Here is a 25,333-nt window from a genome sequence, read left to right as displayed (position 1 = left end):
TAAATTATTCTCTCTATCCTAACATAAGATCAACACGACCTAGGGCTTCGGTCAGATCTCGCCGGATCCGCTTCACCTGGTTGAGCTTTTCTACCATATGCACCGGGATCCGCACCAGGCGCCCCTGATTGGCAACGGCGCGGGTGATCCCTTGGCGAATCCACCAGTAGGCGTAGGTGGAAAACTTGTAGCCGCGTTCGTACTCAAATTTTTCTGCGGCTCGGATCAGGCCAATGGTGCCTTCTTGAATCAGATCCAGAAACGGCACACCGCGATTTAAGTACTTTTTGGCAATCGAGACCACCAGGCGCAGGTTGGCCCTAACCAATTCCCGTTTCGCCCGTTCCCCGGCGGCTCCCCCCTCTGCAATCAGCCGTCCCAATTTCACTTCCTGCTCGGCATTGAGGAGTGGGTAGCGAGCCATTTCCCGCAAAAATACGCCCACTGAGTCTTCCGAAAGCGAGGCTTGGGTCGCTCGGTTGCCGGGTTTGCTGAGCCGTACCTCAACCCGCTTCAGTGGAGGAGGAGAGTTCTGAACAGCTACATTCGTCCCATTTGGTTGAGATTTCATACAAACTCAAGCTCAAGTTCACAAGCGAGTGTTAAGAACTTTACTCAGTACAGGATGGAGGCGGCTAACCTTTCAGCAAACCCAACTTCCTTCAGGGATCCCTGCAGACACAGGGCAGAGATCTCGCCGGATTTCAAGAGGCTACTCGGTTTCTCTTCTCAGAAGGTTCAGAATTTAGCTTTTGCTAAGGTGGGGCGCAGGCCAAGCACCCCCGTGATGGTAACGGTCAGCATCCGGTAGGATTGTTAAACTGACTACAGAGTTGACCTTGTTTTGCAGTGCACCATGCCACGCCAACGGAAGAAATCGGATTTGCCCAGCAAGATTTGTCTCACCTGTCAGCGACCCTTCACCTGGCGCAAAAAGTGGGCCGACTGTTGGTCGGAGGTGAAATACTGTTCCGAGCGGTGTCGCAATCATCGCCCCAAGGGATCCCTGCCTGCTTCCCGGCAAGACGGTTGGGACGGATAATGTTGTCGTTGAGACCAGAACACAGGGGTTTGGGCCCGTCGGAGTTGGCGATGCGGTTTCTCAAGTGGCTGTTGCACAATCCCCACGAGACAGAAGAGGAGGATCCCTTTTTGCGGGCCATCACCCGCCTGGAAAGCCTGATCTCGAAGCTGCTTTCAATTTTGATGATCGGGCTAATCACAGTAGCAGTGGTGGACTTGGCCCGGTTCTTGGTGGCAGATTTGTTGACCGAGCCAACTGGGTTTTTCTCCACCACTTTAATCGAGATCTTCGGCCTCTTTTTAAATATTCTGATTGCGCTGGAAATTCTGGAGAACATTACCGCCTACTTGCAAAAGCAGGTGGTGCAGGTGGAGCTGGTGATCGTCACCTCTTTGATTGCGGTGGCCCGCAAGATCATCATTTTCGATTTCGAGAAGCTGGGGGGGGTTAGATCTCATCGGGTTGGGGGCAGCAACGTTGGCCCTCTCGGTGAGTTATTGGCTGGTGCGGCGAGCCAAGCCTCCATCCAAGTCCGGGGAAAATTAGGCTCGGACAGAATCCTGGTAGGATAGGGGTGGAGCTTTCCTGCAAGAAACGTGCGTGTGCGATCTGAGTTGGCCAGCCTGGTGAAGTTAGCTGTGCTGATGGTGGTGCTTTGGGTGGGGCTGAGTGCTCTCCCTGTCTTGGCCCGCCCGCATTCTTCTCGCGATTTGCTCCTGGCACAACAATTGGGCAAACCCGTGAAAACCTACAACAATCCCCCCCCGATGGTGATCGACCCGGCCAAGTCCTACACGGCCACGATGGAGACCACCGCCGGCACAATGGTTCTGGAGCTGTTCCCGCAAGAAGCTCCCCTCGCCGTCAACAATTTCGTCTTTTTGGCCAACGACCACTTCTACGATGGCGTCATCTTTCACCGCGTGATTCGGGGCTTCATGATCCAGGGCGGGGATCCCACGGGCACGGGGCGGGGTGGGCCGGGGTACCGCTTTCCCGATGAGCCGGTGCAACGTCCCTACAGCCGCGGCACTTTGGCGATGGCCAACGCCGGCCCCAACACCAATGGCAGCCAGTTCTTCATCATGCATGCCGACTACCCGCTGCCGCCCAACTACACGATCTTTGGGCAATTGATCGAGGGAGAGGATGTGTTGGATAAAATTGCAACTGCGCCCACCGGCCCTCAGGATCGCCCGCTGAATCCAGTGGAGATCAAGTCGGTTCGCATCTTGGAATCCAATTAGGTTGGGCCAATCGGGTGGAACAGTTTGGTTAAATTAACTTGGCCTCTGGCCCCATTTTTGCAACTTGCCCTCAGGGGGACTCAGGTATGGAGTTCGCTAGGCCCCGGCGAATGTCCCCCCGCATTCTGGTTCTGGATTTTGATGGTGTGCTCTGCGATGGGCGGGCGGAGTATTTTGCCTCTTCCTGCCGCGTTTGTGCTCAGGTGTGGGGCTTGGCTCCTGCTCAGCTAGAGCCGCTGCGTCCTGCTTTTGACCGTCTGCGCCCGCTGATCGAGACCGGCTGGGAGATGCCTCTGTTGTTGTGGGGGCTGCAGCAAGGGATCCGGGAGGAGGACTTGCGCCAAGACTGGCCGGGCTGGCGGCAGCGGTTGTTGCAGCAGGTGGGGGTCTCCGAGCTAGGTTTGGCCCAAGTGCTGGATGGCGTGCGGGATCGCTGGATTGCAGAGGATCTGCAGGGGTGGCTGGGGCTGCACCGGTTTTATCCGGGGGTGGCGGCTTGGCTACGCCAGGTTCAGGCTGCCGGGGAGCCGCGCTTGGCCATCCTCAGCACCAAAGAGGGACGGTTCATCCAGCAGCTCTTGGGTCGAGAAGGGATCCAACTGCCGCGCCACCGCATTCTGGGCAAGGAAGTGCGCGCCCCCAAAGCCACCACTTTACAGCGGCTACTGGCTGCCGCCCAACTGCCGGCTGAGGAGCTGTGGTTTGTGGAGGATCGCCTGCAAACGCTGCGCCAGGTGCAGAGGGTGCCGGAGCTGGAGCAGGTTCTCTTGTTTTTGGCCGACTGGGGCTACAACCTACCAGAGGAAAGGGAAGAGGCCGCGCGGGATCCCCGTCTCCGCTTGCTCAGCCTGGAACAGCTTTGTCAGCCCTTTGACCGTTGGATTGCTTCTCCTCCCCCGCCGCGCCTTTCGATTAGTCCCGCCAGCTGGGAAGACTTGAGCCAGACTCGGCCCACCCCTGGCCGGAAACGCCCGGAAGCCGGTTTGGCCTCTCTGGTGCTGACCTTGGTGGAGCTGTTGCGGCAGTTGATGGAGGCGCAGGTGGTGCGGCAAATGGAGGCCGAGCGCCTTTCTGCAGAGCAGATTGAGCGGGCCGGCAGCAGCCTACAAGCCTTGCGGGAGCAAATTCGACAAATCTGCAGCCTGTTGGAGATCGACCCAGCGGATTTGAACCTGGAGCTCGGAGATCTGGGCACCCTCCTGCCCCGCCAGGGGGACTACTACCCCGGACAACCCCACCGCGAGGGATCCGTGCTGGAACTGTTGGATCGGCTGATCCACACCGGCATCGTCATCGATGGGGAGATCGACCTGGGGCTGGCGGACTTGGATCTGATCCACGCCCGCCTGAAGTTGGTGCTCACCTCCAGCGCCAAGCTCTACTGAGCCCGTGGATTGAGAGTGCTGATGGAGACGATTGGGAGAAGAGATGCCGGAAGCGGAAAGAGAGACCGGAAATCGCGGTATGCTGGCTGTGGATCCCCTTCATCTGTCTTCATGTCTTCCCCTATGGATGTCTTTGCCCCAACCGGAAACCTGTATGCCGGTGCCATTTGGCCAGAAGTGGTGGTTACCCTCACCCTCTTGCTCGTCTTGGTGGTGGATTTGGTCGGTGGTTCGGCGGCGCGCAAAAGTCTTCCGGCCCTCTCCATCTTTGGCTTGATTGGGGCTTTGGTGACCTTGGTGTTGCAGTGGCAGCAGCCCCAGTTGGAGAGCTTCTTGGGCAGCTTTGCGGCGGATCCCATCAGCATTCTCTTCCGTGGCCTGGTGGTGGGGACGGCGGTACTGACCGTGATGATGGCGGAGCGCTACATCTCTCAGTCCGGAGCGCCCACAGGCGAGTTTTATGTGTTGCTGCTCACGGCCACCTTGGGGGGCATGTTCCTCTCCGGGGCGACGGACTTGATCCTAGTGTTTGTATCTCTGGAAACCCTGGGCATTGCCAGCTACCTGATGGCCGGCTACACCAAGCGGGATCCGCGTTCTTCGGAGGCAGCCCTGAAATATCTCTTGATCGGGGCCAGCAGCACAGCCATTTTTCTCTACGGCATGTCGCTGCTCTACGGCCTTTCGGGTGGGCAAACGAAGCTGGAAGCCATTGCCTCCTCTATGGGGGATGCCGGCTTGGCAGGGATCATCGCTTTGGTCCTCTGCATTGGTGGTATCGGGTTTAAGTTGGCGGCGGTGCCCTTCCACCAGTGGACTCCTGATGTCTACGAGGGATCCCCAACTCCGGTGGTGGCCTTTTTGTCGGTGGGATCCAAAGCGGCAGGGTTTGCCTTGGCGGTGCGCTTTTTGGCCACCGTGTTTCCGGCGATGACGGAAGAGTGGCGGGCGGTGCTCTCGGTGCTGGCCATTTTGACCATGGTGCTGGGGAATGTGGTGGCCATTGCCCAAACCCGCCTCAAACGGCTGCTGGCCTATTCTTCCATTGGACAGGCGGGCTTCGTTTTGATCGGCTTGGTGGCGGGCACCGAGGCAGGCTATGCCAGCTTGATCTTTTACTTGATGGTCTATTTGGCCATGAACCTGGGGGCCTTTTTGTGCATCACCCTGTTCAGCCTGAAGACCGGCACCGACGAAATCAACGAGTACAGCGGCCTCTACCAGAAGGATCCCTTCCTCACCCTTTGCTTGAGCATTTGTCTGCTTTCGTTGGGTGGGTTGCCCCCTCTGGCAGGCTTCTTCGGCAAGTTGTACCTGTTCTGGGCCGGTTGGCAGGCAGGGGCCTATACCCTAGTGTTGGTGGGGTTGGTCACCAGCGTCATCTCCATCTACTACTACGTGCGGGTGGTGAAAACGATTGTGGTGAAAGAGCCGCAGGAGATGTCGGTTTCGGTGCAAAATTACCCCGAGACCAACTGGCAGGCGGAAGGCATGCAGGCTCTGCGGGTGGGCCTGGTGTTCACTTTGGTGGCCACCATCTTTGCCGGGATCCTCTCCAATCCCCTCTTTACCCTCTCCACCCAGGCGGTAGAGCAAAGCCCCTTCTTGGGGTTCCCGACAGCACAAGCGCCCATTCCAGAGTCGGCGAGTCTTCAGGTGGCAGTCAAGGGATCCCTGGGTTCCTCTCCTCAAGCTGGCAAAGGATAGTTTTTGGGGTTCTCCCCACCTCGTCTTCACAAAGTTGACAAAGTGTTGTGCAGCGTTCGAGACCACAGCTTTAGTGCTTGGCATCCCTCTAAAAAGTTGCCTCATCAGCCCTGGATCAAGCAGCTTGATCTCTCTGCACTTCGGCCTCAGGGAGTGTTCCATGCACAGTGCTGAGTATGGTGTTGGGAAACTCAGGTTACTTGTCGAGGTATAGGCGAGGAGCTGTCTTTGGATACACAGGCCGCAACTAGCATAAAATTATCCAGAAAGGTGGAGCGGGCAAGGTAATCGATCAGTCCTCTCTCAATCCCAAGATGTGCGCGACGAACTCTTTGCGAGCATAGAATGCCCGAGAGGTACTTCCATGACCTTGTCCCTTCGTTCTTGGCTGCACAAGTTTTCCCATCTTGCCACTAAGACTTGAAAATCCTTTGGTTCTTATTGTTTCTCGAACAAGGTTGTAGTCTGCTTTCACCTGATCGTAAATTTCGGGGTCATTAAGATCGAAGGAAGCTACTGAGTGAACAATAGAACGCTCATCTGCTTGGCTCTCGAATATACGTGCTACGACAACGATTCTCTGTAATTTGTTGAAGAGGTGACTTTCTTCAAACTCTCTACTTTCAACTTCCACAGGATCTATCATAGTGATTGCCATTGTTTCTTTTACCCGAAGTACCCTTGATCCTCGAACTACTCGAACTACTAATGGGACTAGCTTTAGTTCCCAGCTCCCAAAGTTGGGTGATCGAGATGAGTTGAGAGCCAAGCCTAAGTAACGCTCAATCGTATGACCAGCCCAGCCTTTGTTTTTCTTATTGTCTTTGCTCCAAACCGTGACGTTAAGTTGGTCTGCTAGCTGCCGTAGATCCTGACCTACCAACGTAGTGAGCCTGCTAACCGCCTCTGCCCTTTCCATAGACAGTCTTGCTTCAATGCAGGTGGCAACTTAGTCAAACAAGGTTGCTCAATCGTCTAATTGATAGTTCAACATAGCGTGCATCTGCTTCACAACCAATAAACCTCCGACCCAATAACAAAGCGGCAACTCCAGTCGTGGAGGAACCCGCAAACGGATCGAAAACCAAGTCGCCAGGGTTAGTACTAGCGCGAAGGCATCGGGAAACTAGAGCAACCGGCTTTTGAGTTGGGTGCTTTCCATAAACCTTCTCGGCTTTACCTGGAGGAGGAATTCGCCAGATATTTTTCATCTGTCTACCGCCATTTTCAGCCTTCATTTGCTCATAATTAAAAGTGTAACGCTCCTTTCCTTTACATGCCTTAGTCGCCCAAAGAATTAGTTCTGTTGAATGAGTAAAGCAGCGGCACCCTAAATTCGGAGGTGGAGATGGTTTTTCCCAAATAATGTCATTGATAATCCGAAACCCAAGCTGCTGCATAGCAAATCCAACAGATGGATAAACGTGCAAAGTACCTGTGACCCATATGGTACCTGTGGGCTTAAGTAAGCGATAGCAAGCAGCCAACCAAGCTTTATTAAACTCATGATCTAGCTCAACACCTTTGCTACGATCCCATTCGCCTTTATTCACCTTAACCATGCGCCCAGCAACACAGGTAATCCCGTCATTTGAAAGGTTATACGGGGGATCAGTCCAAATACAGTCCACACTCTCAGCAGGCAGCGAAGCCATGAGTTCCAAACTATCACCATGGTACAGGCAGGACAATCCATCACTGGACTTCCATACCAATTCTGGCTTGCTCGGCTTCGCTACCTCGTGGATACTTTGTTCAAGTTGTAGTTCAAGTTGTACCTGTGCTGTCATTGGGTTTGCTTTTTGACTAGTCGCAAGTCAAATCTACTGTAAGATAGAAGCAAAAGTATGCTGCTTCGCCGCATTAACTCTATTTGACTTCGCCGTTCCAGCCCCTTCTCAATGACCTTGCCGTCGCACGATCACAGGACTTCCTCTCGCTTAGGTCGACTGGTAGGGTGTGGTTAGAGCAACGGGGATCTTGGAGAAGGGATCAAATACCCTCTAGGCTGACATTAAGAAAGCGGGCAATCTCGGCGGCTTGGTTTTCAATCTCGGCCAAAGAAGGCGGCTGCCCAACGCCGGTGAGGGGGATGTCGCCACGTCCTTTCACCCGCAAGTAGATGGCTCGGCGGGGGTTAAGCCCCTCTCTCAGCTCCACCCGTAAGCTTTGCACATCGGCAAAGTCATACTCCAGGCGGACTTCACGGTTTTTGCCCGGAAAGCCCTGACGCACCAGCGTTATCTTTTGCGTGCGCCGGTCGAACTCGTTGTAGCCGCCTCCCAAGTTCCAATACAAACTCAGCCACTGGTATAGCCCCGCCAGGGATCCGAGCACCCCGTAAAAGAGCATGGCAATGCCCTGGGGAATAAACACCAGGCTGGCGGGATCGGAAAAGGGGAGCAAATTGCGGTGGAGATAGCTGGAAAGGCCGGCCAAGGTAAAGCCCAGCCCTCCCCCCGTCAGCGCCACCGCCCAAAAGTACACGCTGGGCCGCCGCGACCCAATCACGGTGTAGCGCAGCAAATCGTCAGAACGGATTTCAGGAACAATGGCGGACACAGTTGGGATCCCTGCAGGTTTTCCAAGGCTGGCTTCCCCCATTCTATAGGCTATGGGCGGCAAGGGTTTTCCCCAGCAGAGGGGCGCTCAGGGGACTGGCAAGAGCTAGAGCCGCCTGGGGAATGGGGGCGGAAGTCCTCTGCGCTGTACAGCCCCTCTCCCGAAGGGAGTTAGGGATAGTTTTTATTGTTATGGCTCCTTTTGCTCCTTGTAAGAGCCGTAGCAGGGATCCCTGCTGGAGCTCTGAGGTGTTCCATCTGCTGATAAAACCTGGACAGTATACGCCGATGGGATCCTCGCTCACTTCAGGGTTAGGGCTTACCCGGCGTGACGATCCTACCCTCTCCTGGGGCGACTTCCGGGGGGTTGGGTCGGGTCTGCCCAGGGGGCTCATCAGCAGCATCCGAGGGAGAGGCAGGGGTGGGATCCGGCTCGGGAGAAGCCGTCTGCTCCGGTTCTGCGGCAGGGGGAGAAGGCTGAGGCTCAGGGGTTGGGTCTGGCAAGGCTGGCGGCTGGGGTATGGCGTCTTGGGCCGTTCGTTCCCCAAAAGCCGACAGGGCGATGGCGGCTTCCCCGCGGCTGACCGGCTCGAAGGGGTTGAAGGTGCGGATGGGGCCAAAGGTGCGCAGCACGGTGGAGGCATTCTCTAGGCTGCGATCGGCTACCAGAGCAGGAACAACCTCAGGAGGAATTTGCGCCGCATCGGTAAACCCCCAGCGCTCTTCCAGCTCTGCTCGGGATCCCTTGATCTGGCCGGGAGGTAAGTCCAGGGGCACCTTCATGCGGATTAACTCCGCCCGCGACAGCAGGCTGTTGGGGCGAAACTCTCGATTGGCATCTCCGGCAATTATGCCGGCAGCTCCCAGGGCTTGAATGTAGCGAAAGTTGGGATCCTCTTCCGGCACATCCAAAAAGAGGGGGCGTTCCGAGGGGGATCCCAGGCGGATCTGCCGACTGGGCTCGTCGGCGTGGATGGCGTTGTTGGCCAACACCAGCCAACGGGCAAATTCTCCGCGACGAACGCTGCGCTGCGGCTGAAATTCGCTGCTGGAGATATCGGCAAAAACTCCCAACCGATCTAGGTATCCCACCGAACGGGCCACCAGAGATCCGGGCTCCAAGTCTGCAAAGCGGCTGCTGTCCTGGCTGGGCAGAGGTGAGGAAGGGGTGGGAGCAGGGGGAGCGGAGATAGAGGGCGGGATGGATCCCGGCGAAGGTTGAGGCGAGGGAGGTGCCAGCGGCTCAGGTTGGGCTGTGGGCAGACCTACTGGGCGTACAGCGCGCTCCAGCCGTTCTCCCCACTCGGTTCCCTGACAGGCCGACAACAGCCAGAGCAGCGGAATAAGGCTGCCGAGCTTGAGCCAGGGGCCAGGCCGCATAGGTTTAGACTGATGATGCACCGCTCTACCTTTCTCTATTGGTCTCTATTGGGCCCATTTGCGGCTGAACTCCTCCAGCACATCCAGCAGGTTAAGCAGGCTTTGCATCGGCAGGAGATCGGCCAGGGGCAATTCTTTGCGCCCACCCCCCACTTTCACCGGGATCCCTTGCAAGATCTCCGTGACGGCGTCCTCATCCACCTTGCCTGCCATCACCTGGGGTGCCAGTCGCTCCGCCAAAAGAGTATGCAGATGGGCGTCGCGCAGGTAAAGATGCCAGCGGGCTACATCGATGTAAACTTCCTTGCCAATGGCAGCGGCCAATTGCTCAATTTCTGGGTTGCTGGGCACTTTGGCCATCCCTCAGCTCCGTTGGTGGTTGCGTCTGCCCCTCCCTCAGATCATAACCCGAACCCAAGGACTCCTCAGGGAGGGCTGGCAGCAGAGCGGTCGGGTAGAGGTAGGGCGAAGTTCTCTTGCAGCTGCCGCAGCATCAACAGGTGTTCCAGAGCTAGGCGATCCCGTTCTGTCCGCAACTGGCTCAGTTGGGCCTGAATTTGGCGGATATCGGCCTCGTCGGAGTCCCAGGTTTGCAAAAGGCGGTAGAGGCGCTCTTGTTGGTCGGCAATTTGCCGGTTTAGGCGGGCTAGGCGGCGGCTGAACTCCACATCGATTTCCTCTGCCAGCTCGGAATCCGGCAGCAGGGCCAGGCGATCCCAATGGATGCCCAGGTCGGCCAAGCTTGGCGGGGACGGATCCAACTCCTTGAGGAGGGGGAAATCCGGAAAGGGCGATAGCTCCGTCTTGGGAGGGGCCCATTGGTTTTGATCGGGGGCAGGGGTGAGACGGGATCCGGGTGAAGGCAGGTTTGTGGGCTGGGGGGCAGGCTCCTGTCCACTGGGAGAGGAGTGCAACTGCTTCGGACTCCGTCCCGCCGGCGCGGACGGCGTTGCCAGATGGCTACTGCTGGGATCTGCCTGGGCCGACAGGGATCCCAGACTGCATAGCCAAAGGCAGACTCCTAGCCCACAAGCCCAGCGAACTGCTTTTTCCACCCTGCGCTCCTCAGTCTTTCTCAAGCCTGCTCAGGTCATTCCCAGCCCACCAAGGACTCCGTCCCGTTGATGCGAACGGCTCCGGTCCCGTTGGCGGGGCGAGATCCACGGTTGGGGATTGTCTCAAACAAAATCGAGTAGGCATCTTGCTTTTGCCCCGCCTCGAAAAGATAGCGTTGGGCAACACGAGCAGAGGCAGGCACGATGGCCACACGCACCGGCGGATCTTCCAGCGATACCAAAGGCTGGGGATGAGACCAACGCCATCCCACCCAGCCCGCCCCTGCCAAGGCCACTACAGCCGCTGCCACCCGTCCCCAAGGGGTGCCCTTACGTTGCCGCCAGCCCAGGTCGAGCATTGGCCGCCGATCCAGCTCAGCGAACACACGGCTGATCAACAGCTCCGTCTGGGTGGAGTTCAAGGTTGGGGCCTTGAGATTGGCCAAACCGGCCTGCAGAGCTGCCAGTTGGCTGTACAGTTGCCGCGCCTGAGGATCGCTGGCCAGCCAATCTTCCACCTGCCGCGCCTCTTGAGACGACAATTCCCCATCCAAGTAGGCGCTCAACTGTTCAAAGCGCTCATCCACCACCGGCAGCTCTTGCTGGGGATCCCTGGGGTCGGGGTTGGGGTTGCCGCGAACCATGGTCATTCACCATTAAGGTAGGGTTTTAGGGTGGATTGTAGGCGGGCGCGGGCGCGCGCAATGCGAGACTTAACAGTGCCCAAAGACACCCCTGTGATCTCGGCAATTTCCTCATAAGCCATTCCCTGAATTTCCCGCAGCAGGATTGTCTGGCGAAAGGCCTGCGGCAAGTCGCGGACGGCTTGGTGCAATCGCTCGTAGAACTCGCAGGTGGCGAGGTGCTCATGGGGACTGGGGCTCTCGCTGGGCAGCTCCCATTCCATCTCGCTATCCCGCATCTGAATCGGCGCATCCAGAGAAAGGGGCTGCTGCTGTCGTTTGCGCTTGCGCAGCTCGTCGTAAAACAGGTTGGTGGCGATCCGCCCCAGCCAGCTGCGAAATTTTGCCGGCTCCTGTAGGCGTTTCAGGTGGCGGTAGGCCCGGATCCAAACTTCCTGGGCCAAGTCATGCCGGTCCTGCCAGTCCGGGGCAAGATGATAGAGCACCTTGTCCACATGGGCCTGATGGCGACGCATCAACTCGGCAAAAGCCTCCCGATGGGGCTGGGATCCCTGCTGACAGATCAGCACCAGATCCACATCAGCGAGCTTTTCGGGCCGCACAGGCACGTTCTTCACCAAGACGGACCAGCGCTGGCCACTGATGTCGCTGAGGGCAGCATCCATAGGCATCCATAAGTTCTAACAACAACAGCGGAGGGATCCCCTCCCAGACAGAACCTCTGTTGCCCAGACGAAATGGCAGAGTTTGGGTTCCCCCCACCCTCAACCGCAGGGTAGCTCTAGAGGCTCTGAGGGCCATACCGGCAAGACTCCACAGCAAGACCACCTCCTCACTAGATCTTGGCGCACATGGCGGGGTGGTGGATTGCAGGATAGCTCTTGAGTTGATAACTGGGCTACAGTGGGCTTGCGGTATGGTAAAACCCCGACCCGGCATGACTTCCGATGCTCCTGTTGCCGTCCTCTCCGAGCTCAAGGCGGTACCCATGTTGGCCGAACTTTCGGCAACGTCCTTGCAATGGTTGGGATCCCAGGTCAAGCTGCGGGATATCCCGGCGGGACAGGCGCTCTTTATGCAAGATGCCTGGGGCAGCGTAGTTTATCTGATCCTCGCCGGCTGGGCTAAGGTGCGGCGGGCTTTGCGGGCGCAAGACAGCACCAAAACCCTTGCCTTGCTGGGGCCGGGCGCTTGGGTGGGGGAAATGGCGGTACTGGACGAAGCTCCCCGCTCGCGAGATGTGCTGGCCCTAACCCCGCTGCGGGTGGCCGGGATCCCGGCGGCAACCTTCAAAGCGCTGATGTTGCGGGAGCCGCAACTGTGTTACCAACTGGCCTGCAGCCTCTCCCGTCGCCTGCGCCTGGCCAACTTGCAGGCGGATCTTGACCAGCAGAGCCCCCCGCTGCGGGTGGTGCATACACTGGTGCAACTGGCGGAAGCTTTTGGCGAGAAGACCGCCCAGGGGATGCGCATTGTCTACCCTCCCCCCCAGGATTTGGCCGATATCAGCCAGGTTAGCCGAGAGACAGCCACGGCGGTGCTAAGCCGTCTGCAGCAGCAGGGGGTTATTCAGCCTTTGCCGGAGCAACAGTCTTTGCTGCTGATCCAGTACGCCAAACTGGTAGAGGCCACCCGTCTGCTTTAGATATTGAAGATATTGACCCATGTCTCCCCAACCAATTTCTCCCCATCCAGGACAAGAATCTGTCTGGGACTATCCGCGCCCACCTCGTCTGGAGCCCACCACAGAACTGGTGGAAGTTCTCTTCAATGGCGAGCTCATTGCCCAAAGCCGCCGTTGCTACCGCGTCCTGGAAACCAGCCACCCGCCCACCTACTACATTCCCCCCACCGACGTTCGACTGCAGTATCTCCGCCCCAGCTCTCGCACCTCTTTCTGTGAGTTCAAAGGGGCTGCCTGCTACTGGACAGTTCAGGTCGGATCCCAAACAGCCGTAGATGCCGCCTGGAGCTATCCGGATCCCAGCCCGGCGTTTTTGCCCATCCGCGACTACCTTGCCTTTTATCCAGGCCGTGTGCAGGAGTGCCGGGTAGGTGGAGAACGAGTCCGGCCTCAACCCGGAGATTTCTACGGCGGTTGGATCACCTCAAAGGTCGTAGGCCCTTTCAAAGGAGAGCCGGGTAGCTGGAACTGGTAGGGGCAGAGCAGCGATTCCCGAGGGGGGATCCCTTTTACCGGGGAAAAGGACTACAGTTAAGTCGATGCGGGTCAGTTGTCCAAGGACTCCGTCCCGCTGGCACGAATCGGAGAGCGCGGACAAAAACCATGACGGTGCGGGTGCCCCTCGACTATTATCGGGTTTTGATGCTGTCGGCACGGGCAGATGAGCATCAGATTGAGCAGGCATACCGGGAGCGAATCGATCTCAAGCCGGGCGGGCGCTCCTGGCTGCTGGAGTTCTCGCCACAGGCTGTGGAAGCTCGCGCTCAAATGATCCAAGAGGCAGCTTCTGTGCTGCTGAACCCTGAGGCACGGCGAAACTACGACGAACATCTCATGCCGGCGGATCCCACCTTGACGGTGGAAGAAACACGCTTGCCGGGAGTGCTGTGCTTGTATTGCGAAGCCGGAGAGTACCAGGCTGCGTTGGACTTGGCTCAACATATGCTGGAGCAGGGCCACCCTGCTCGTTCCGATGCCATTTTGGCACGGGCCATCGCTCGTCTGGAACTGGGTCGAGAAGCCTGGCAACAGGGATCCTACGAAGAGGCGGCGCGTTCCCTACAGGCGGGCTTGGCGGAGCTGGAGGAGTATCAGGCCTTTCCGCAGATGCAAGCGGAGATCCGTATCGATTTGGGCAAGCTGCGTCCCTATCGCATTTTGCAACTCCTTAGCCAAAGTGTTCCCGCCCAAGCTGGAAGACACACCGCTGATGGGAACGGGGAGCGACAGCAGGGACTGGCTCTCCTCAAAGCCATGCTGGACGAACGGGGCGGCATCGAGGGGATGGGGCAAGATGGCTCTGGCCTCAGCACCGAAGATTTCCTGCGCTTTATCCAACGGGTACGTCGCCACCTCACCCTCAAAGAACAGCAAGAGCTGTTCGAGCGGGAGGCTGAGCGCCCCTCGATGGTGGCCGCCTACTTGGCCGTGCAGGTGTTGCTGGCGGCAGGTTATCTGGAAAACCGCCCGGCTCTGGTGCGGCGTGCTCGCGGCTACCTGGCTCGTCTGGCGCAGCGGCAGGATGTGCATCTGGAGCAGGCCATCTGTAGTCTGTTGCTGGGGCAGACCGAAGACGCGCTCGCCCATCTGCGCTCCACCCAAGAAGTAGAGGCCTTGCAGTTTATCGAAGAACACTCCGCCGGTTCTCCCGACCATCTGCCGGGTCTGTGCCGCTTCACAGAAAAATGGTTTCAGGAGGAGGTGTTCCCGGAGTTCCGCGGTCTGGAAGCCGCCCAAGTGACGTTGCAAGCCTACTTCGACAACCCCCAAGTACAAGCTTACCTGGACGAAATGCCCAGCCGCGAAGACCCGCCGGCAGGGATGCTCTCTCCCAGTGCTCCGCACCGCTGTCGCGAACAAGTCCCCCATCCCCCACCTCATTTGCCTGCCGTGGTGGGTCCTGAGCCAACCCAGGAATTGTATCGCCCACCCGCCCCTTGGCAACAGGGGGTGCCAGAACCCCCGCGCCTCTCGGATTTGCCCTCTTACCGCAGCACCCCCAAAGCAGGCGTCTCTTCTCTTGCCGATGAGAGTTCTAGTGCTCCGCACCGCTGTCGCGAACGCGCCCAAGACCGTTCCCCTCAGCGGGAGGGAGCTGGCGTGAGCGGAATGCAGGAAGTGGAACGTTACCGCCGCAGCCGCTTGGGATCCCGTAAGCGTCCTGCCCTTCCCGCCGTGGGCTTCGCACCGCTGACGCGAGTGGCCGGGGTAGTTGGTGTGGGCATTCTCTCCCTGCTGGTCATCTGGCAAATGTTGCGGGGCCTCTTCACGCCGCCGCCGGCACCACCGCTGGAGCAGCCCCAGGTGCAAATTGAGCAGCCGCCGGTTGACATATCGCTACGCGACGCCTCCGCGAACGACAATCCCGGCCAGACGGAACTCACTCCCCCGCCTGAGCTAACCGGCCCTCTGGCGGAGTGGCAAGGAGTACAACAGGTGCGGGTGGTCTCCAACGATGGCATCAACATTCGCCAGCAACCCAGCCTGACGGGAGCCATTGTCGGGACAGCCCCACGCCAAGCCCTGCTGCGGGTGGTGGAGGTGCAGGCCGGTGAGGGACAAGTGCCCGTCTGGCTGCGCATCGAGCGAGATGGGGCTCCGGGGGGATGGGTCGCTGCCCAGTCGGGCTCCACCCGTCTGGTGGAACGGCTCTAGCTCTCCCTTGCTGCCAGCTGTTATTGCTCCGCAACGCTGCTGCGACCGCGCTACGGGGACGGAGTTCTCGGTCCCGCCCTTTTAAGGGGTATAGTCTGCTTCCTTCTCAACTGTTGTGGATATTCTGCGCAATGCCCCGCTGGGGATTTATCTGGAAGAGCCTCGCACCTGGCTACATCGCCTGGATCCGCGAGTCAAGCTGGCCTGGCTGCTTAGCTTTCTCCTCAGCCCCATTCTGGCCGGCAATGGTTGGCGCTTGGCTGTGGTGGTGGCTCTTCTGCTGCTAACTGTGGCGGCCCGTCTGCCGCGCCGGGTTTGGTCGGGCCAACTCTCCCTGGTGCTGGCCCTGAGCCTGCTCACCTTTGGGATCACCAGCTTGGCGCCGGATGGATTGGGGGTTTTTCCCAAACCGCAACGGCAGGATATGCAGGTGGTGGGCTATGGGCTGATTCCCGTTAGCGGTGCAGGGCACTTCGACTTGGCCGTAGAACAGGGATCCCCAGACCGTGCCTGGCGGGCGCAAACCCGTGCCTGGCAAACTCCTTATCGCTACCGCCTGGTTCAGTTTTCCCTATTGGGACGAACCTTTCAGGTCTCCCGCCGTTCTCTATCGGTGGCGCTGCGGCTGGGCACCCTCATTTTTACGTTGCTCTACGCTACCCATTTGTTTCTGTTGACCACGGCCCCCGAAGAAATTGCCGAGGGGATCGGCCAATGGTTGCAGCCTCTCAAGCGTTGGAGATGGCCGATTGCCGAAGTAATTCTCACCCTCACCTTGGCGCTGCGCTTTCTGCCTTTGGTGATGGAAGAGGTGCAAAACTTGGCGCGGGCGGTGCGAACTCGGGATGTGCGCTGGGGATCCCTGAGTTTCCGGGGCGGGATGCAAACCCTGCTGGCCTTGGTGGAGCGCTTTTTTGAAAACTTGCTCCTGCGTGCCGAACAGACGGCTATGGCAATGCAGGCCCGTGGGCTGACCGGCCCAGACCATCCCCTGCGCTGGCACCGCCTACAACTGCGGCGGCTGGATCGCGGCCTACTGGCTCTACTGCCCCTGTTTTGGCTGCTCAGAACCTTGTCCCCCTAAGGTGACCGGCAACACAGCTTTTTCCTACCCAGGGGGATGGGGCTCGTCGCTGCCCATCGGCAGGAGCAGCCGAGAGACACAACGCCCATCGGAAGAGAGGTAAAAGGAGAGCTGGCCCCCCATCCGCTGCACCACCCGTTGACACAGGCTGAGTTCCAGACCAGGACTTACCGATAGAGGCGACTTGAGCAGAGGATCCGCGTAGATCACCTGGTTCGGATCCAACTGAAGGGCGGCCATCAGGTGAGGGTCGAAGCTGCCCTGATCCACCACCAGCAGCTCTGCATAGCCAAAGGGCTCCGCATCGCTATCGCGAACGCTGGCTTGGCTCCACAGATCCAGCCGCCCCCCTTCCGGGCTGCGCAAAATAGCGGCTGTCAACACCTCCCAGAGCACCATCTCCAGTCGTTCGGGATCCCCCTGGACGGCAATGCTCATGTCCCCATGGGCCCGCGGCCACAGCTTGCGTTTTTGGGTCAGGGCCTCCACTCGGCGTAGGCTTTTGCGCACCAAGGTTGCCAAGGGCACCGACCGCGACTGCGGCTGCACCTGCCAAGTTTCCGACTGCAACAACGGCCTTGTGGAGACGGTCAGATCCCGCAGCCCTCTGCCGATCTCCACCACCTTTTGCCAGCGGGTGGCTTCGTCTCCGGGGATCTCCGGCACCTGACCCAGGCGGTGCAGGCTGTCCAGAAGGGCATTCTGCATATCCAGCAGGCGGCGGTGCTTGTACCAGTTCAACTCCCTGAGCACCTCCTGCCGCTCTTGCAAAGTTTGCATCCAGAGCAAGCGCCGCACCGTCCAGCCGCAGGTCTGGGCGATCAGCATCACAGCCGCCCGCTCGTCGGGATCCCAAACCTTGCCCGCTTCTGCCCCCAAGATCAAAACTCCCAAAGCTCCCGCCTGCGAGGAGTTTGTCTCCCCCAGCGCCACCAGCAGCCAGGATCCCAGGCCGGCAGCAAAGTGCTCCGCACCGCTGACGCGACTGAGCCAAGTGCGGCTGGCAGGGGGGATCTGCTCCTGGGTGAGCGGCAGAGGTTCTGCCGACTGCAGCGCGTAGGCCAGTAGGGGATCTTGCAGGTCGATCTCGGTGGAGCCGGTCTCCGTCCCGGCAGCGGTAGTAAAAGGCCCCTGGAGCTGAGCCCGGCTTTCCCCCGGCTGCCAACTGACCACCAGCGCCAGAGGGATCCCCAGCAATTGGGCCGTCTGTCGGACGGTGGTGGTGTACAGATCTGACAAGGTGGCCGAGTTTTGCAAGGTTAAACAAGTGGTGATCAGGCCCTTGAGCAACTGCTCTTGTCGTTGCCGGCGTTGTTCTGACCGAATTTGCCGCAGGATCACCCCCACCTGTTGGGCGATCCCCCGCAGCAGTTGCCGCTCTTCCCGGCTCCAGGTCCGTAGCTGGGGATGCAACACCAAGAGCAGCCCTTCCACAGGTGTGGTGGCGGTACCGCCGACCCCGGTGTGGGTCAGCATCAAGGAACGAACCCCTGCCAGTTCCTGCCGCCAAGAGAGCAGGCGCAGATCTTGGTCGTAGTTTTCTGCCACGACCACCTCGCTGCGCATGAGATCCTGCCAGTCCTGGTCGCTCAGAGGGCTGAGCTGCTGTGGCAAAGTCTGCTTGCCTTCCCTGCGGTACTCGTAGAAGAGGCGGGGGATGGGGCTGTCGGGATCCACCGTCAACACGGCCACTGCACCGACTTTCAGGCGCTGGGCCAGGCCGACAACGGCTTGCTGGAGAGCCTGTTGCAGCTCCGCCGGGTTGTAAAGCGAGCGGCCCACCTGTTGCACAAACTCTTGGTCATCGGCCAACTGGCGAATGCGGCGATCCAGATTTTCTAGGGGGGCAGCCAAGGCCAACCCATTGGCGGCAGCAGCTACCAACTGTCGCTCAGCGGCTTGCCAGGTACGGGGCACATCCGATTGCACCCAGATGAACCCCAGCAGATCCTTTTCCAGCAAAATCGGGGCCGCCAAAACGGCCTGGGCCCGCAACTGCTGCATCAGCTTGGGGGGAACCTCAGAGCGAGTCGTCCCTGTGCCGCCCACCACCACCTGGCCATCGGCGAGGGTGTAGTACATGTCCCCCAATTCCCGCAGCGAAAGGCTGACCTCTCCTGTCGGCCCTGCTCCGACTTTCTCCGCCCTGCTGTCGCGAACAGCTTTGGGGACGCTCCCGTGGGGAACGAACTGACCCTGGCTGCGCTCGTGCCAATACACCTGAATGTGGACAGCGCCCAGAAAAGACTGTAACTCCTGCCTCACCAGGCTGACCCGTTCCTGCAGGGATCCCACCTGGCGCATCGCCGTTCCCAACCTCAGGAGCGGATCCTCAAGGCGCTTTTCGGTCTGCTGTTGCCAAGCGTTTTCCAACTCTTGCAGAGAAGCTGCCAACTGCCCCAGCAAAATCCCCAGGAGAGCCTTTTCGTCCTCACGGGTGGTAACTCCCCACATTTGGGATCCCAGCATCAGGATCCCCAAGCAGCGCCGCCGTCCCACTGCCGTTCGCGACAGCGGGCCGTAGGCCGAGAAGGGATAAATGAAACAGCCCTGGATCCCGCCCAGTCGCCTGGCCTCCCGCTGCCAAATGCCCATGCGCGGCTCCTGAGAGAGGTCAGGCAGGCTGATCGGTCGCTGCTCGATCACCACCTGCTCCAGGATCTCCCCCGGCTGTAGAGGATGCACCGCCCGCAGTAGGGTTTGATCCTCAAGAAGGGTCACTCCCCCCTGACCCACCAACTGGTGATTTGGATAGTCGTAAAAGGCCAGCCAGATCAGCGGCGCCCCAAACGCCGCCTTGACATACTCCAGCGTGAGCTGAACGAGGGTGTTGGCATCGCTCTGCTCCCGCATCTGCTGCAAGGTTGCTTGCAGGGCCACCAGGGGAGATATTGGCCCAGCTCTATCGGAATGAGGGGGAACAGACTGAACCATACCTGTGTGGAGCTATTCTGCGGGTTCCTCTGCAAGTCAATGCCCTCTCAGCCAGATCTCCGTCGGATCTGAGCCTTATTTGTTGCTGGGCAACGCTGAGGCAACAGGTGAGAAGAAGAGAGCCCGGACTTGTTGCTGTTTGGAACAACTTTGGCATACTCTCCGCCCCAAGGGGCAGGGATTCTCGACGTCGGGCCCCATCCTCGACGCAGTGAAAGATTTGGTTTTCATCTCTCACCCAGCCCCAGTGTAGTCTGTCTGCAGCCGTCCTTCATGGCTTCCTAACTTCCCTGGGGTTGGTCGCGGAACGCTTGGAGAGTGTCTCAATCTAGTTTGGAATGACTGTAATTTCAGGAGGGCTTCACCACTGGGATCCCGCGCAGCTTGTGAGTATGGGTCACCAAGCTCTGGACAAAGTGTTGAAAGCGCTGTTTTAGCTTCTCGTCTTTGAGATTGCCTTGCTCGTCAAAAGCGTTCCAAGCCCGACCGATGGCGATTTGCTCTGGGATCACCCAGCCATGCACCCAACGCACAATCAAGCGCATCTGGTTCAGGGTATTGCTGTTGCTCTCGCCGCCCAAAACGCTGATTAACCCAAAGACCTTACCCTCCAGTTGCTCAAAACTCAACAGATCCAGTGCATTTTTCAGGCTGCCGCTGATGCCGCCGTGGTACTCCGGGCTGGCTAGGATGATCCCATCCGCCCGCTTCATGGTTGCTCGTAGGACTGCCACATCGGGATAATCCGCATAGGACTCCGAGCCATCCACAAAGGGCAACTTCATCTGCCGCAGATCGAGGATGTGCAACGGGATCCCCAACTTCTCAAACTCGCGCCGCGCCACCTCCAGCGCCTGGTACGTCAGGGAATTGGGCCGCAAGCTGCCCCCGATTGCCACGAAACGAGCCGCAGAGGTTTCAGCCATGGTGGTTTGAGGATTGCCAGTGAGGGCTTGTAGAGGAGACATGGGCCGGACTCCCGAGCAGACATCAGTTACGTTGCAAACAATCATAACTCATACCAACTTCGAGTTGTAAAGATTTCCTTAACTTTTCTGCTCCGCAACGCTAACACGTTTGCCGAAGGGTCGCGTAGCGATAGCAGCCGGATTCCTATCCAGAACTGGGGATCTGGATACCCTTTAGCAAAGGGATCCGGGGCCAACGGATCACCTGCAGCAGGTTGGAAAAATCATCCCGCCAGACGGGATCCCCGGCTTGGGGCAAAAGGGGCTGCCAGGGATCCAGTTCCTGCAGGACTCCAGAGTTTTGGGCCAAAGGGCTCCGCCCTGCTGAGGCGGTCGTCGAAGCGTCGCGCGGCGATAACAGCACCCAGTGGGAAGGGGCCAGCCCCGCCTGGCGTTGCTCAGGGGAGAGATCCCGGTGGTCTTGGTGCCAAGCGTGAAGCTGCAGGGATCCGGCCAGGCCGGCCAACACCGGGGCCAAGTCGAGGTGGCGGTTGGTGATGTTGAACAGCAGCCAGCCCTGGGGCTTGAGCTTGCTCAGGTAGAGGGCCAAAGCCTCTTGCGTGAGCAAATGCACCGGCACCGCGTCAGAGCTGAAGGCATCCATCACCATCAGGTCGTAGCTGCCCTCTGGGATCCCCTTGAGGCTGAGCCGGGCATCGCCGAGGATGACCTGCACCTGCGCCCGTGCCTGAGCCCACCGGAGATAGGAAAAATAGCGGCTCGCCCAATCGGCCACGGTGGGATCCAACTCGAAAAACGTCCACTCATCCCCTGGCTCGGCATAGGCGGCCAACGTGCCGATCCCCAGCCCCAATACGGCAATAGCGGGCATGGGAGCCACAGCCTGGGCTCTAAACGCCGCAAACACCTGCCCAACGGGCCCAGGCCGAGCGAAATAGGTCAGCGGCTCCAGCGCTTTTTCCGGGTCCAAGTTTTGGCTGCCGTGTAGAGTGGTGCCGTGCAGAAGGCTGCGGAAGGATCCCTGCTCAGTTTGGTATTCCACGATCCGGTTGAGGCCGAAGGCGCTGCGCTCGCTGTGGATCACCTGCAGTCCCGGCTGCAGCCAGGGTTGCCCCAGCAGCACAACCAACCCCGCCATTGCTCCCACCCAACCGACCTTGGCCTGCCAGCCAGGGGCTCCGCTCTGCTGCTGTGAACGGCTCTCCCCTGACACCAACAGCGCCAGCACCGCCCAGCCCAACGCCAAACCCACCCCAGCGCCCACCTGCAGCAACGCCTGCGGTTGAAAGTGCAACAGCAGCAAAGGCAGGAGCAGCCCCAGCCCCAGCCACAGGCCCACCCGCCCCCCCTGCGCCCCCAGCACGGCCAGCGACATCCCCAGCAACAGGGGATATTCCAGCACCGTCTCGAACACCTGCGGTGCCAAGAGGGCAGAGAACATTCCCCCCAAACTCCCCCCCAAAGCCAGCCACAGGTAAAACTGCGTCAACTGCTTCACCGGCGGGCGACGGCAAGCTAACCGGCTGTGGCAGCCCCAGCTCACCAGCCCAAAGGTGATCAGATGCAGCGGCAGAAGCAAAAAACCGGGCCTCACCCAGCCCAAGACCTGTACCCCCACCGCCCCGCAGGCCAGAAGAGCTGTCGTTCCCAAAACCCACTCATTGGGGTGGATCCCCCCGAAAGCCAGCATGAGTGTCAGCAGATAGATCCCCAGAGGAATGGCCCACAACAGGGGCACTGCCGCCACGTCGGTGGTCAACAAGGTGGTGACCGCCACCAACAGGCCCGCCGGCAAAAAAGCCAGACCCGCCCAGCGCCAACGCTCTCGCCAGGAAACAGCCCAATTCCCCAGAGCAGCGCTGGATCCCTGGGAATCCGCCCCGCGTTCTTGTTGCTCCGCAACGCTGTTGCGACTGAGCAGCAGACCCACCCCGCTCAGCAGCACCAGGGCTGCCACCAGCGCGTAGGATCCCGTCCACAGGTGAGTTTGCCCAGCCAAAGACAGGCGGGGCTCCAACACCAGCGGGTACCCCAGCAGCCCGCCCAAGCTGCCGGCATTGCTGGCCACATAGAGAAAATAGGGATCCAAAGCCTCCCGTTGCCCCGCGACCCCTCTTGCCGCCAACCCCCGTTGCAGCAACGGCGTCGTCGCCGACAGGAGAAACAGCGGCACCCCAGCTCCCAAAGTCAAGTTTGCCAACAGAGCGAGAGGGGGCCACACTTCTTTCGGTTGGCCGGGGATCCCCAGCTGAAAGGGCAGAAGCCTCAGCCCGACCAGCAGCAAGATCCCGTGGATCAGCACCCCCATCCTGGGATTGAGGCCGCGCCCCAGCCGATCTGCCCACAGGTAGCCCAAAAGCAGGGTGGCCTGAAAAAAGGCCAGGCAGGTATTCCACACCAGGGGGGATCCCCCCCACAGCGGCAGCAGCAACTTGCCCACCAACAACTGTCCCCAGAAGAGGCAAAAAGCGCTACCAAACAAGCTGAGGCCAACTAGCCAAACCAAAGCCGACCCACCGCAAAACCCTCAACTGCCAGTATTCCCCACTTTCTCCCGGAAGCTTGAGATGGGATGTTGTAGCCGCTTGGTGGTGCCCCTTGGGATCACCCAACTCAGAGGAAGGCCGATCCTTGTTCCTCGATTCAAGTGCGCCAACGGGTGGAAGGGGGCCACCCTCCGCCAGTACTCTCAGTTGCCCCAATCACAAGGACTTTGTCTCGCTGTCGCGAACGGTTAGGATCGCAACGCTGACTCAAACTACACTGCACCCCCATGTTGCCATGCAGCGCCAACGCGAACACAGAGCATCGCTGGCTCTGGCGTGACCAGCCCATTCGCTACCAACAGTCGGGATCCACAGGCCCAGCCGTGTTGCTCATCCATGGCTTTGGGGCCAGCAGCGACCATTGGCGGAAAAATTTGCCGGAGCTGGGGCAGCACTGTCAGGTGTATGCGGTCGATTTGTTGGGGTTTGGGGGATCCGCCAAGCCTCTGCCGGGATCCCCTTTGCCCTACACCTTCGAGACCTGGGGATCCCTGGTGGCAGACTTTGTCCGAGAGGTGGTGGGCCAGCCAGTCTATCTGGTGGGCAACTCGATTGGGGGCATCGTGGCTTTGCAGGCGGCGGTTCTGGATCCAGCCCAGGTTTTAGGGGTAGCGATGTTGGATCCCTCGCTGCGGCTATTGCACGAGCGGAAACGGGGCCAGGTCTCCTGGCTGCGCCGCCAGTTTACCCCTTTGCTGCAATCCCTGCTGGGGTGGCCCCCCTTTGGTCGTTTCTTCTTTGCTCAGGTGGCCCAGGCTAGGGCCATTCGCAATATCCTCCTCCAAGCCTACGGGCGCAAAGAAGCGGTTACCGAGGAGCTGATCCAGCTTTTGCTCAAACCCGCTTTGGAGCCGGGGGCGGCAGAGGTCTTTTTGGCCTTTGTGCGCTATTCTCAGGGGCCTTTGGCTGAAGATCTCTTGCCTCAGCTCACCTGTCCCGTCTTGATCTTGTGGGGGGAAGCGGATCCCTGGGAACCCATTGCTCTGGGGCGGGCCCTGGCAGAGTTTCCTTGCGTGGTGGGGTTCATCCCATTGCCGGGGGTCGGCCATTGCCCCCAGGATGAAGCCCCCGAGCTGGTCAACCCGCTGCTGTTGGACTGGATCCGGGATCCCACCCGAAAACCTGAGAAAGGACTCCATTCTCTCCCCCCAGAAGAGGGGAGCTAGGAAGCGGCGCAGCAAGAGCTTCCCTGGGCTCAAGGATGGCGCGGGCTGCCCTTGGAATTCTCATAATCTACGCCCGACCAAGATGCTCCAGTTGATCCAGGTTGGGGCCGCTCAGCCGGAATGCCTGGCCAAACCCCTGGATGAAGCTGCCAGCTTTGGGGATGATCTGACAGAAGTGAAAATCCGCCAAGCCCAGGATCATCTCGGCAATCTCGTACTTGGCGCGGTAGAGGGCTTCAAACCCCTGCGCCTGCGCCTCCTCGCGGCTGAGAAACTGGGCTTCTCCGCTCACCATCACCCGCGGCAGGGCGTGGTTACTGCGGGGATCCCCTGGGGTGGGCGGCTCGTGGATGAGCAGGCTGGCACGGGGATCTGCCCGCAAAGCCTGGGTGTGGCCAGAAAGATCGCTGATGACAATGGCAAAGCGCAAGGGATCCCGCTGCACCACAAAAGGCACCAACGACACCGCCGGGGATCCCTGCTCCAGCACCGCCAAGCTGGCCACCGGCTGGCCATCCAGCAGCATATTTAACTGTTCCAGCACCGACATGGTTGTCCTCCAGTCCCCTTGCTATTATCAGCTCCCCTGTACTGGGACAAGAGCCACAACCCTGCTTACAGGCTGTTCCTGGCCTGGTTGAACTCTGCCCGGCAGCTCGGAGCGTTGGGCGTCAACAACGTTGTAAATAAAACTTTACAATCCTACGCAAAGCGAGCTACGCTGGGAAAGAAAGCACGAGGAGAACCCTATGACCCGATATCGCTCCGTCGTCGTCGAAGAAGGCGGTCGGCTGAACAACTACGCCATCGAGCCGGAAATGTATGTGGACAGCACCCCCCGCGTGGGCTTCACCGAATATGCAGAGCGCTTGAACGGGCGTTTGGCGATGATCGGCTTTGTTGCCCTGATCCTGTTTGAAGCTCTGTCCGGTACCACCCTGCTCGGCTGGCTGCAATCCCTGGGCCGATAAGCCAAAGAACGCTTCCTAGGAAGAGGGCTGTTTCTAATCGCCGATTGACTGTTCGCGATAGTGGGACGCAGTCCTCACTTTGCTGCACAGTTCTCTACAACCTGATGTGCAAACGCTAGGCAGTTGTGCGAGTGTGCAGAGAGCGGGTGGTTAGGTTTATGTTTCTAGACCCCAGCTACCGTTTGAAATGTACCCCAAGCTCTGGGGGAACTAACGCCTGTGGAGACTCCCCTGGCGGGGTGGTAGGTCTAAAACCTACCGCTAGTCAAGGGTTGCTGAAGCAGGAAGAAAGCAACAGCGCTGAGCAAAAATCTGTTCTGTTCAGCTAGAAATCGCAGGAGCCCCGCACTGTACCCGTAGG

General features: G+C 59.3%; 22 protein-coding genes and 2 pseudogenes. 11 read left to right on the top strand and 13 right to left on the bottom strand.

Annotated elements, in window-relative coordinates:
- Positions 1-34: 34 nt before the first annotated feature.
- Positions 35-571 (bottom strand): annotated as a pseudogene (locus tag NW843_RS02160) (RNA polymerase sigma factor RpoD/SigA); the annotation flags it as partial.
- A 285-nt stretch (positions 572-856) separates the two neighbouring features.
- Here NW843_RS02160 and NW843_RS02155 point away from each other — a divergent pair.
- From NW843_RS02155 to NW843_RS02135, 5 genes and pseudogenes are all read left to right on the top strand, one after another.
- Complete coding sequence (locus tag NW843_RS02155; protein ID WP_041437321.1) at positions 857-1,042, top strand: DUF2256 domain-containing protein; 186 nt, start codon at positions 857-859, stop codon at positions 1,040-1,042.
- 50 nt (positions 1,043-1,092) lie between these two features.
- A pseudogene (locus tag NW843_RS02150) lies at positions 1,093-1,570 on the top strand (phosphate-starvation-inducible PsiE family protein).
- A gap of 221 nt (positions 1,571-1,791) precedes the next feature.
- Positions 1,792-2,271, top strand: coding sequence for a peptidylprolyl isomerase (locus NW843_RS02145; protein WP_414521982.1), 480 nt, complete (start codon positions 1,792-1,794; stop codon positions 2,269-2,271).
- A gap of 110 nt (positions 2,272-2,381) precedes the next feature.
- The gene (gvpJ, locus tag NW843_RS02140; RefSeq protein ID WP_414521980.1) at positions 2,382-3,656 is read left to right on the top strand and encodes a gas vesicle protein GvpJ; all 1,275 of its coding nucleotides are present in this window, start codon (positions 2,382-2,384) and stop codon (positions 3,654-3,656) included.
- Positions 3,657-3,779: 123 nt separating this feature from the next.
- Positions 3,780-5,363 carry an NAD(P)H-quinone oxidoreductase subunit N gene (locus tag NW843_RS02135; protein WP_414521981.1) on the top strand — a complete coding sequence of 528 codons (1,584 nt, stop codon included), beginning with the start codon at positions 3,780-3,782 and terminating at the stop codon, positions 5,361-5,363.
- Positions 5,364-5,655: 292 nt separating this feature from the next.
- On the opposite strand, the gene NW843_RS02130 is transcribed toward NW843_RS02135, so the two are convergent.
- The 8 genes from NW843_RS02130 to NW843_RS02095 form a co-directional block, all read right to left on the bottom strand.
- Positions 5,656-6,246, bottom strand: a complete 591-nt coding sequence (locus NW843_RS02130) for an MvaI/BcnI family restriction endonuclease (protein ID WP_414521979.1) — start codon at positions 6,244-6,246, stop codon at positions 5,656-5,658.
- A 70-nt stretch (positions 6,247-6,316) separates the two neighbouring features.
- Positions 6,317-7,153 (bottom strand): DNA-methyltransferase, encoded by an 837-nt coding sequence (locus NW843_RS02125; RefSeq protein ID WP_414521978.1) that lies wholly within the window; start codon positions 7,151-7,153, stop codon positions 6,317-6,319.
- A gap of 202 nt (positions 7,154-7,355) precedes the next feature.
- On the bottom strand, positions 7,356-7,925 hold the full coding sequence (locus NW843_RS02120; RefSeq protein WP_414521977.1) for a photosystem I assembly protein Ycf4: 570 nt from the start codon (positions 7,923-7,925) through the stop codon (positions 7,356-7,358).
- Positions 7,926-8,236: 311 nt separating this feature from the next.
- Positions 8,237-9,304, bottom strand: coding sequence for an S-layer homology domain-containing protein (locus NW843_RS02115; protein WP_414521976.1), 1,068 nt, complete (start codon positions 9,302-9,304; stop codon positions 8,237-8,239).
- 45 nt (positions 9,305-9,349) lie between these two features.
- Positions 9,350-9,664, bottom strand: coding sequence for a DUF3181 family protein (locus NW843_RS02110; protein WP_414357902.1), 315 nt, complete (start codon positions 9,662-9,664; stop codon positions 9,350-9,352).
- Positions 9,665-9,729: 65 nt separating this feature from the next.
- Positions 9,730-10,359 (bottom strand): hypothetical protein, encoded by a 630-nt coding sequence (locus NW843_RS02105; RefSeq protein WP_414521975.1) that lies wholly within the window; start codon positions 10,357-10,359, stop codon positions 9,730-9,732.
- 35 nt (positions 10,360-10,394) lie between these two features.
- Positions 10,395-11,003 carry an anti-sigma factor family protein gene (locus NW843_RS02100; RefSeq protein WP_414521974.1) on the bottom strand — a complete coding sequence of 203 codons (609 nt, stop codon included), beginning with the start codon at positions 11,001-11,003 and terminating at the stop codon, positions 10,395-10,397.
- A 2-nt stretch (positions 11,004-11,005) separates the two neighbouring features.
- Entirely contained in the window at positions 11,006-11,668 is a 663-nt protein-coding gene (locus NW843_RS02095; RefSeq protein ID WP_414343224.1) for a sigma-70 family RNA polymerase sigma factor, read from the bottom strand.
- Between the two features lie 251 nt (positions 11,669-11,919).
- Here NW843_RS02095 and NW843_RS02090 point away from each other — a divergent pair, with 251 nt between their 5' ends.
- From NW843_RS02090 to NW843_RS02075, 4 genes are all read left to right on the top strand, one after another.
- Positions 11,920-12,648, top strand: a complete 729-nt coding sequence (locus tag NW843_RS02090; RefSeq protein WP_414521973.1) for a Crp/Fnr family transcriptional regulator — start codon at positions 11,920-11,922, stop codon at positions 12,646-12,648.
- Between the two features lie 19 nt (positions 12,649-12,667).
- Positions 12,668-13,162, top strand: coding sequence for a DUF427 domain-containing protein (locus tag NW843_RS02085; protein WP_011433071.1), 495 nt, complete (start codon positions 12,668-12,670; stop codon positions 13,160-13,162).
- Between the two features lie 128 nt (positions 13,163-13,290).
- On the top strand, positions 13,291-15,342 hold the full coding sequence (locus NW843_RS02080) for an SH3 domain-containing protein (protein WP_414521972.1): 2,052 nt from the start codon (positions 13,291-13,293) through the stop codon (positions 15,340-15,342).
- A gap of 115 nt (positions 15,343-15,457) precedes the next feature.
- Positions 15,458-16,426 (top strand): energy-coupling factor transporter transmembrane component T family protein, encoded by a 969-nt coding sequence (locus NW843_RS02075; protein ID WP_414521971.1) that lies wholly within the window; start codon positions 15,458-15,460, stop codon positions 16,424-16,426.
- A gap of 24 nt (positions 16,427-16,450) precedes the next feature.
- Here the strand turns inward: NW843_RS02075 and NW843_RS02070 are convergent, their stop codons facing one another.
- The 3 genes from NW843_RS02070 to NW843_RS02060 form a co-directional block, all read right to left on the bottom strand.
- Positions 16,451-19,360: a GAF domain-containing protein gene (locus NW843_RS02070; RefSeq protein ID WP_414521970.1), complete on the bottom strand. Its 2,910-nt coding sequence runs from the start codon at positions 19,358-19,360 to the stop codon at positions 16,451-16,453.
- A gap of 350 nt (positions 19,361-19,710) precedes the next feature.
- Positions 19,711-20,328, bottom strand: coding sequence for an NADPH-dependent FMN reductase (locus tag NW843_RS02065; RefSeq protein ID WP_414329765.1), 618 nt, complete (start codon positions 20,326-20,328; stop codon positions 19,711-19,713).
- Positions 20,329-20,473: 145 nt separating this feature from the next.
- A complete protein-coding gene (locus NW843_RS02060) occupies positions 20,474-22,795 on the bottom strand; it encodes a spermidine synthase (RefSeq protein ID WP_414521969.1) in 2,322 nt (773 codons plus the stop codon).
- A 267-nt stretch (positions 22,796-23,062) separates the two neighbouring features.
- Here NW843_RS02060 and NW843_RS02055 point away from each other — a divergent pair, with 267 nt between their 5' ends.
- A complete protein-coding gene (locus tag NW843_RS02055; protein WP_414399941.1) occupies positions 23,063-24,001 on the top strand; it encodes an alpha/beta fold hydrolase in 939 nt (312 codons plus the stop codon).
- 67 nt (positions 24,002-24,068) lie between these two features.
- On the opposite strand, the gene NW843_RS02050 is transcribed toward NW843_RS02055, so the two are convergent.
- Entirely contained in the window at positions 24,069-24,551 is a 483-nt protein-coding gene (locus tag NW843_RS02050; protein ID WP_414521968.1) for a pyridoxamine 5'-phosphate oxidase family protein, read from the bottom strand.
- Between the two features lie 199 nt (positions 24,552-24,750).
- Between NW843_RS02050 and NW843_RS02045 the strand changes: the two genes are divergently transcribed.
- Positions 24,751-24,972 (top strand): high light inducible protein, encoded by a 222-nt coding sequence (locus tag NW843_RS02045; RefSeq protein WP_414349692.1) that lies wholly within the window; start codon positions 24,751-24,753, stop codon positions 24,970-24,972.
- Positions 24,973-25,333 lie beyond the last annotated feature (361 nt).

The sequence above is a fragment of the Synechococcus sp. R5-12 genome (assembly GCF_047502655.1).
Taxonomy (GTDB): domain Bacteria; phylum Cyanobacteriota; class Cyanobacteriia; order Thermostichales; family Thermostichaceae; genus Thermostichus.
Note: the sequence above shows the minus strand (reverse complement) of the source record. Positions and strands in the feature narration are given on the sequence as shown.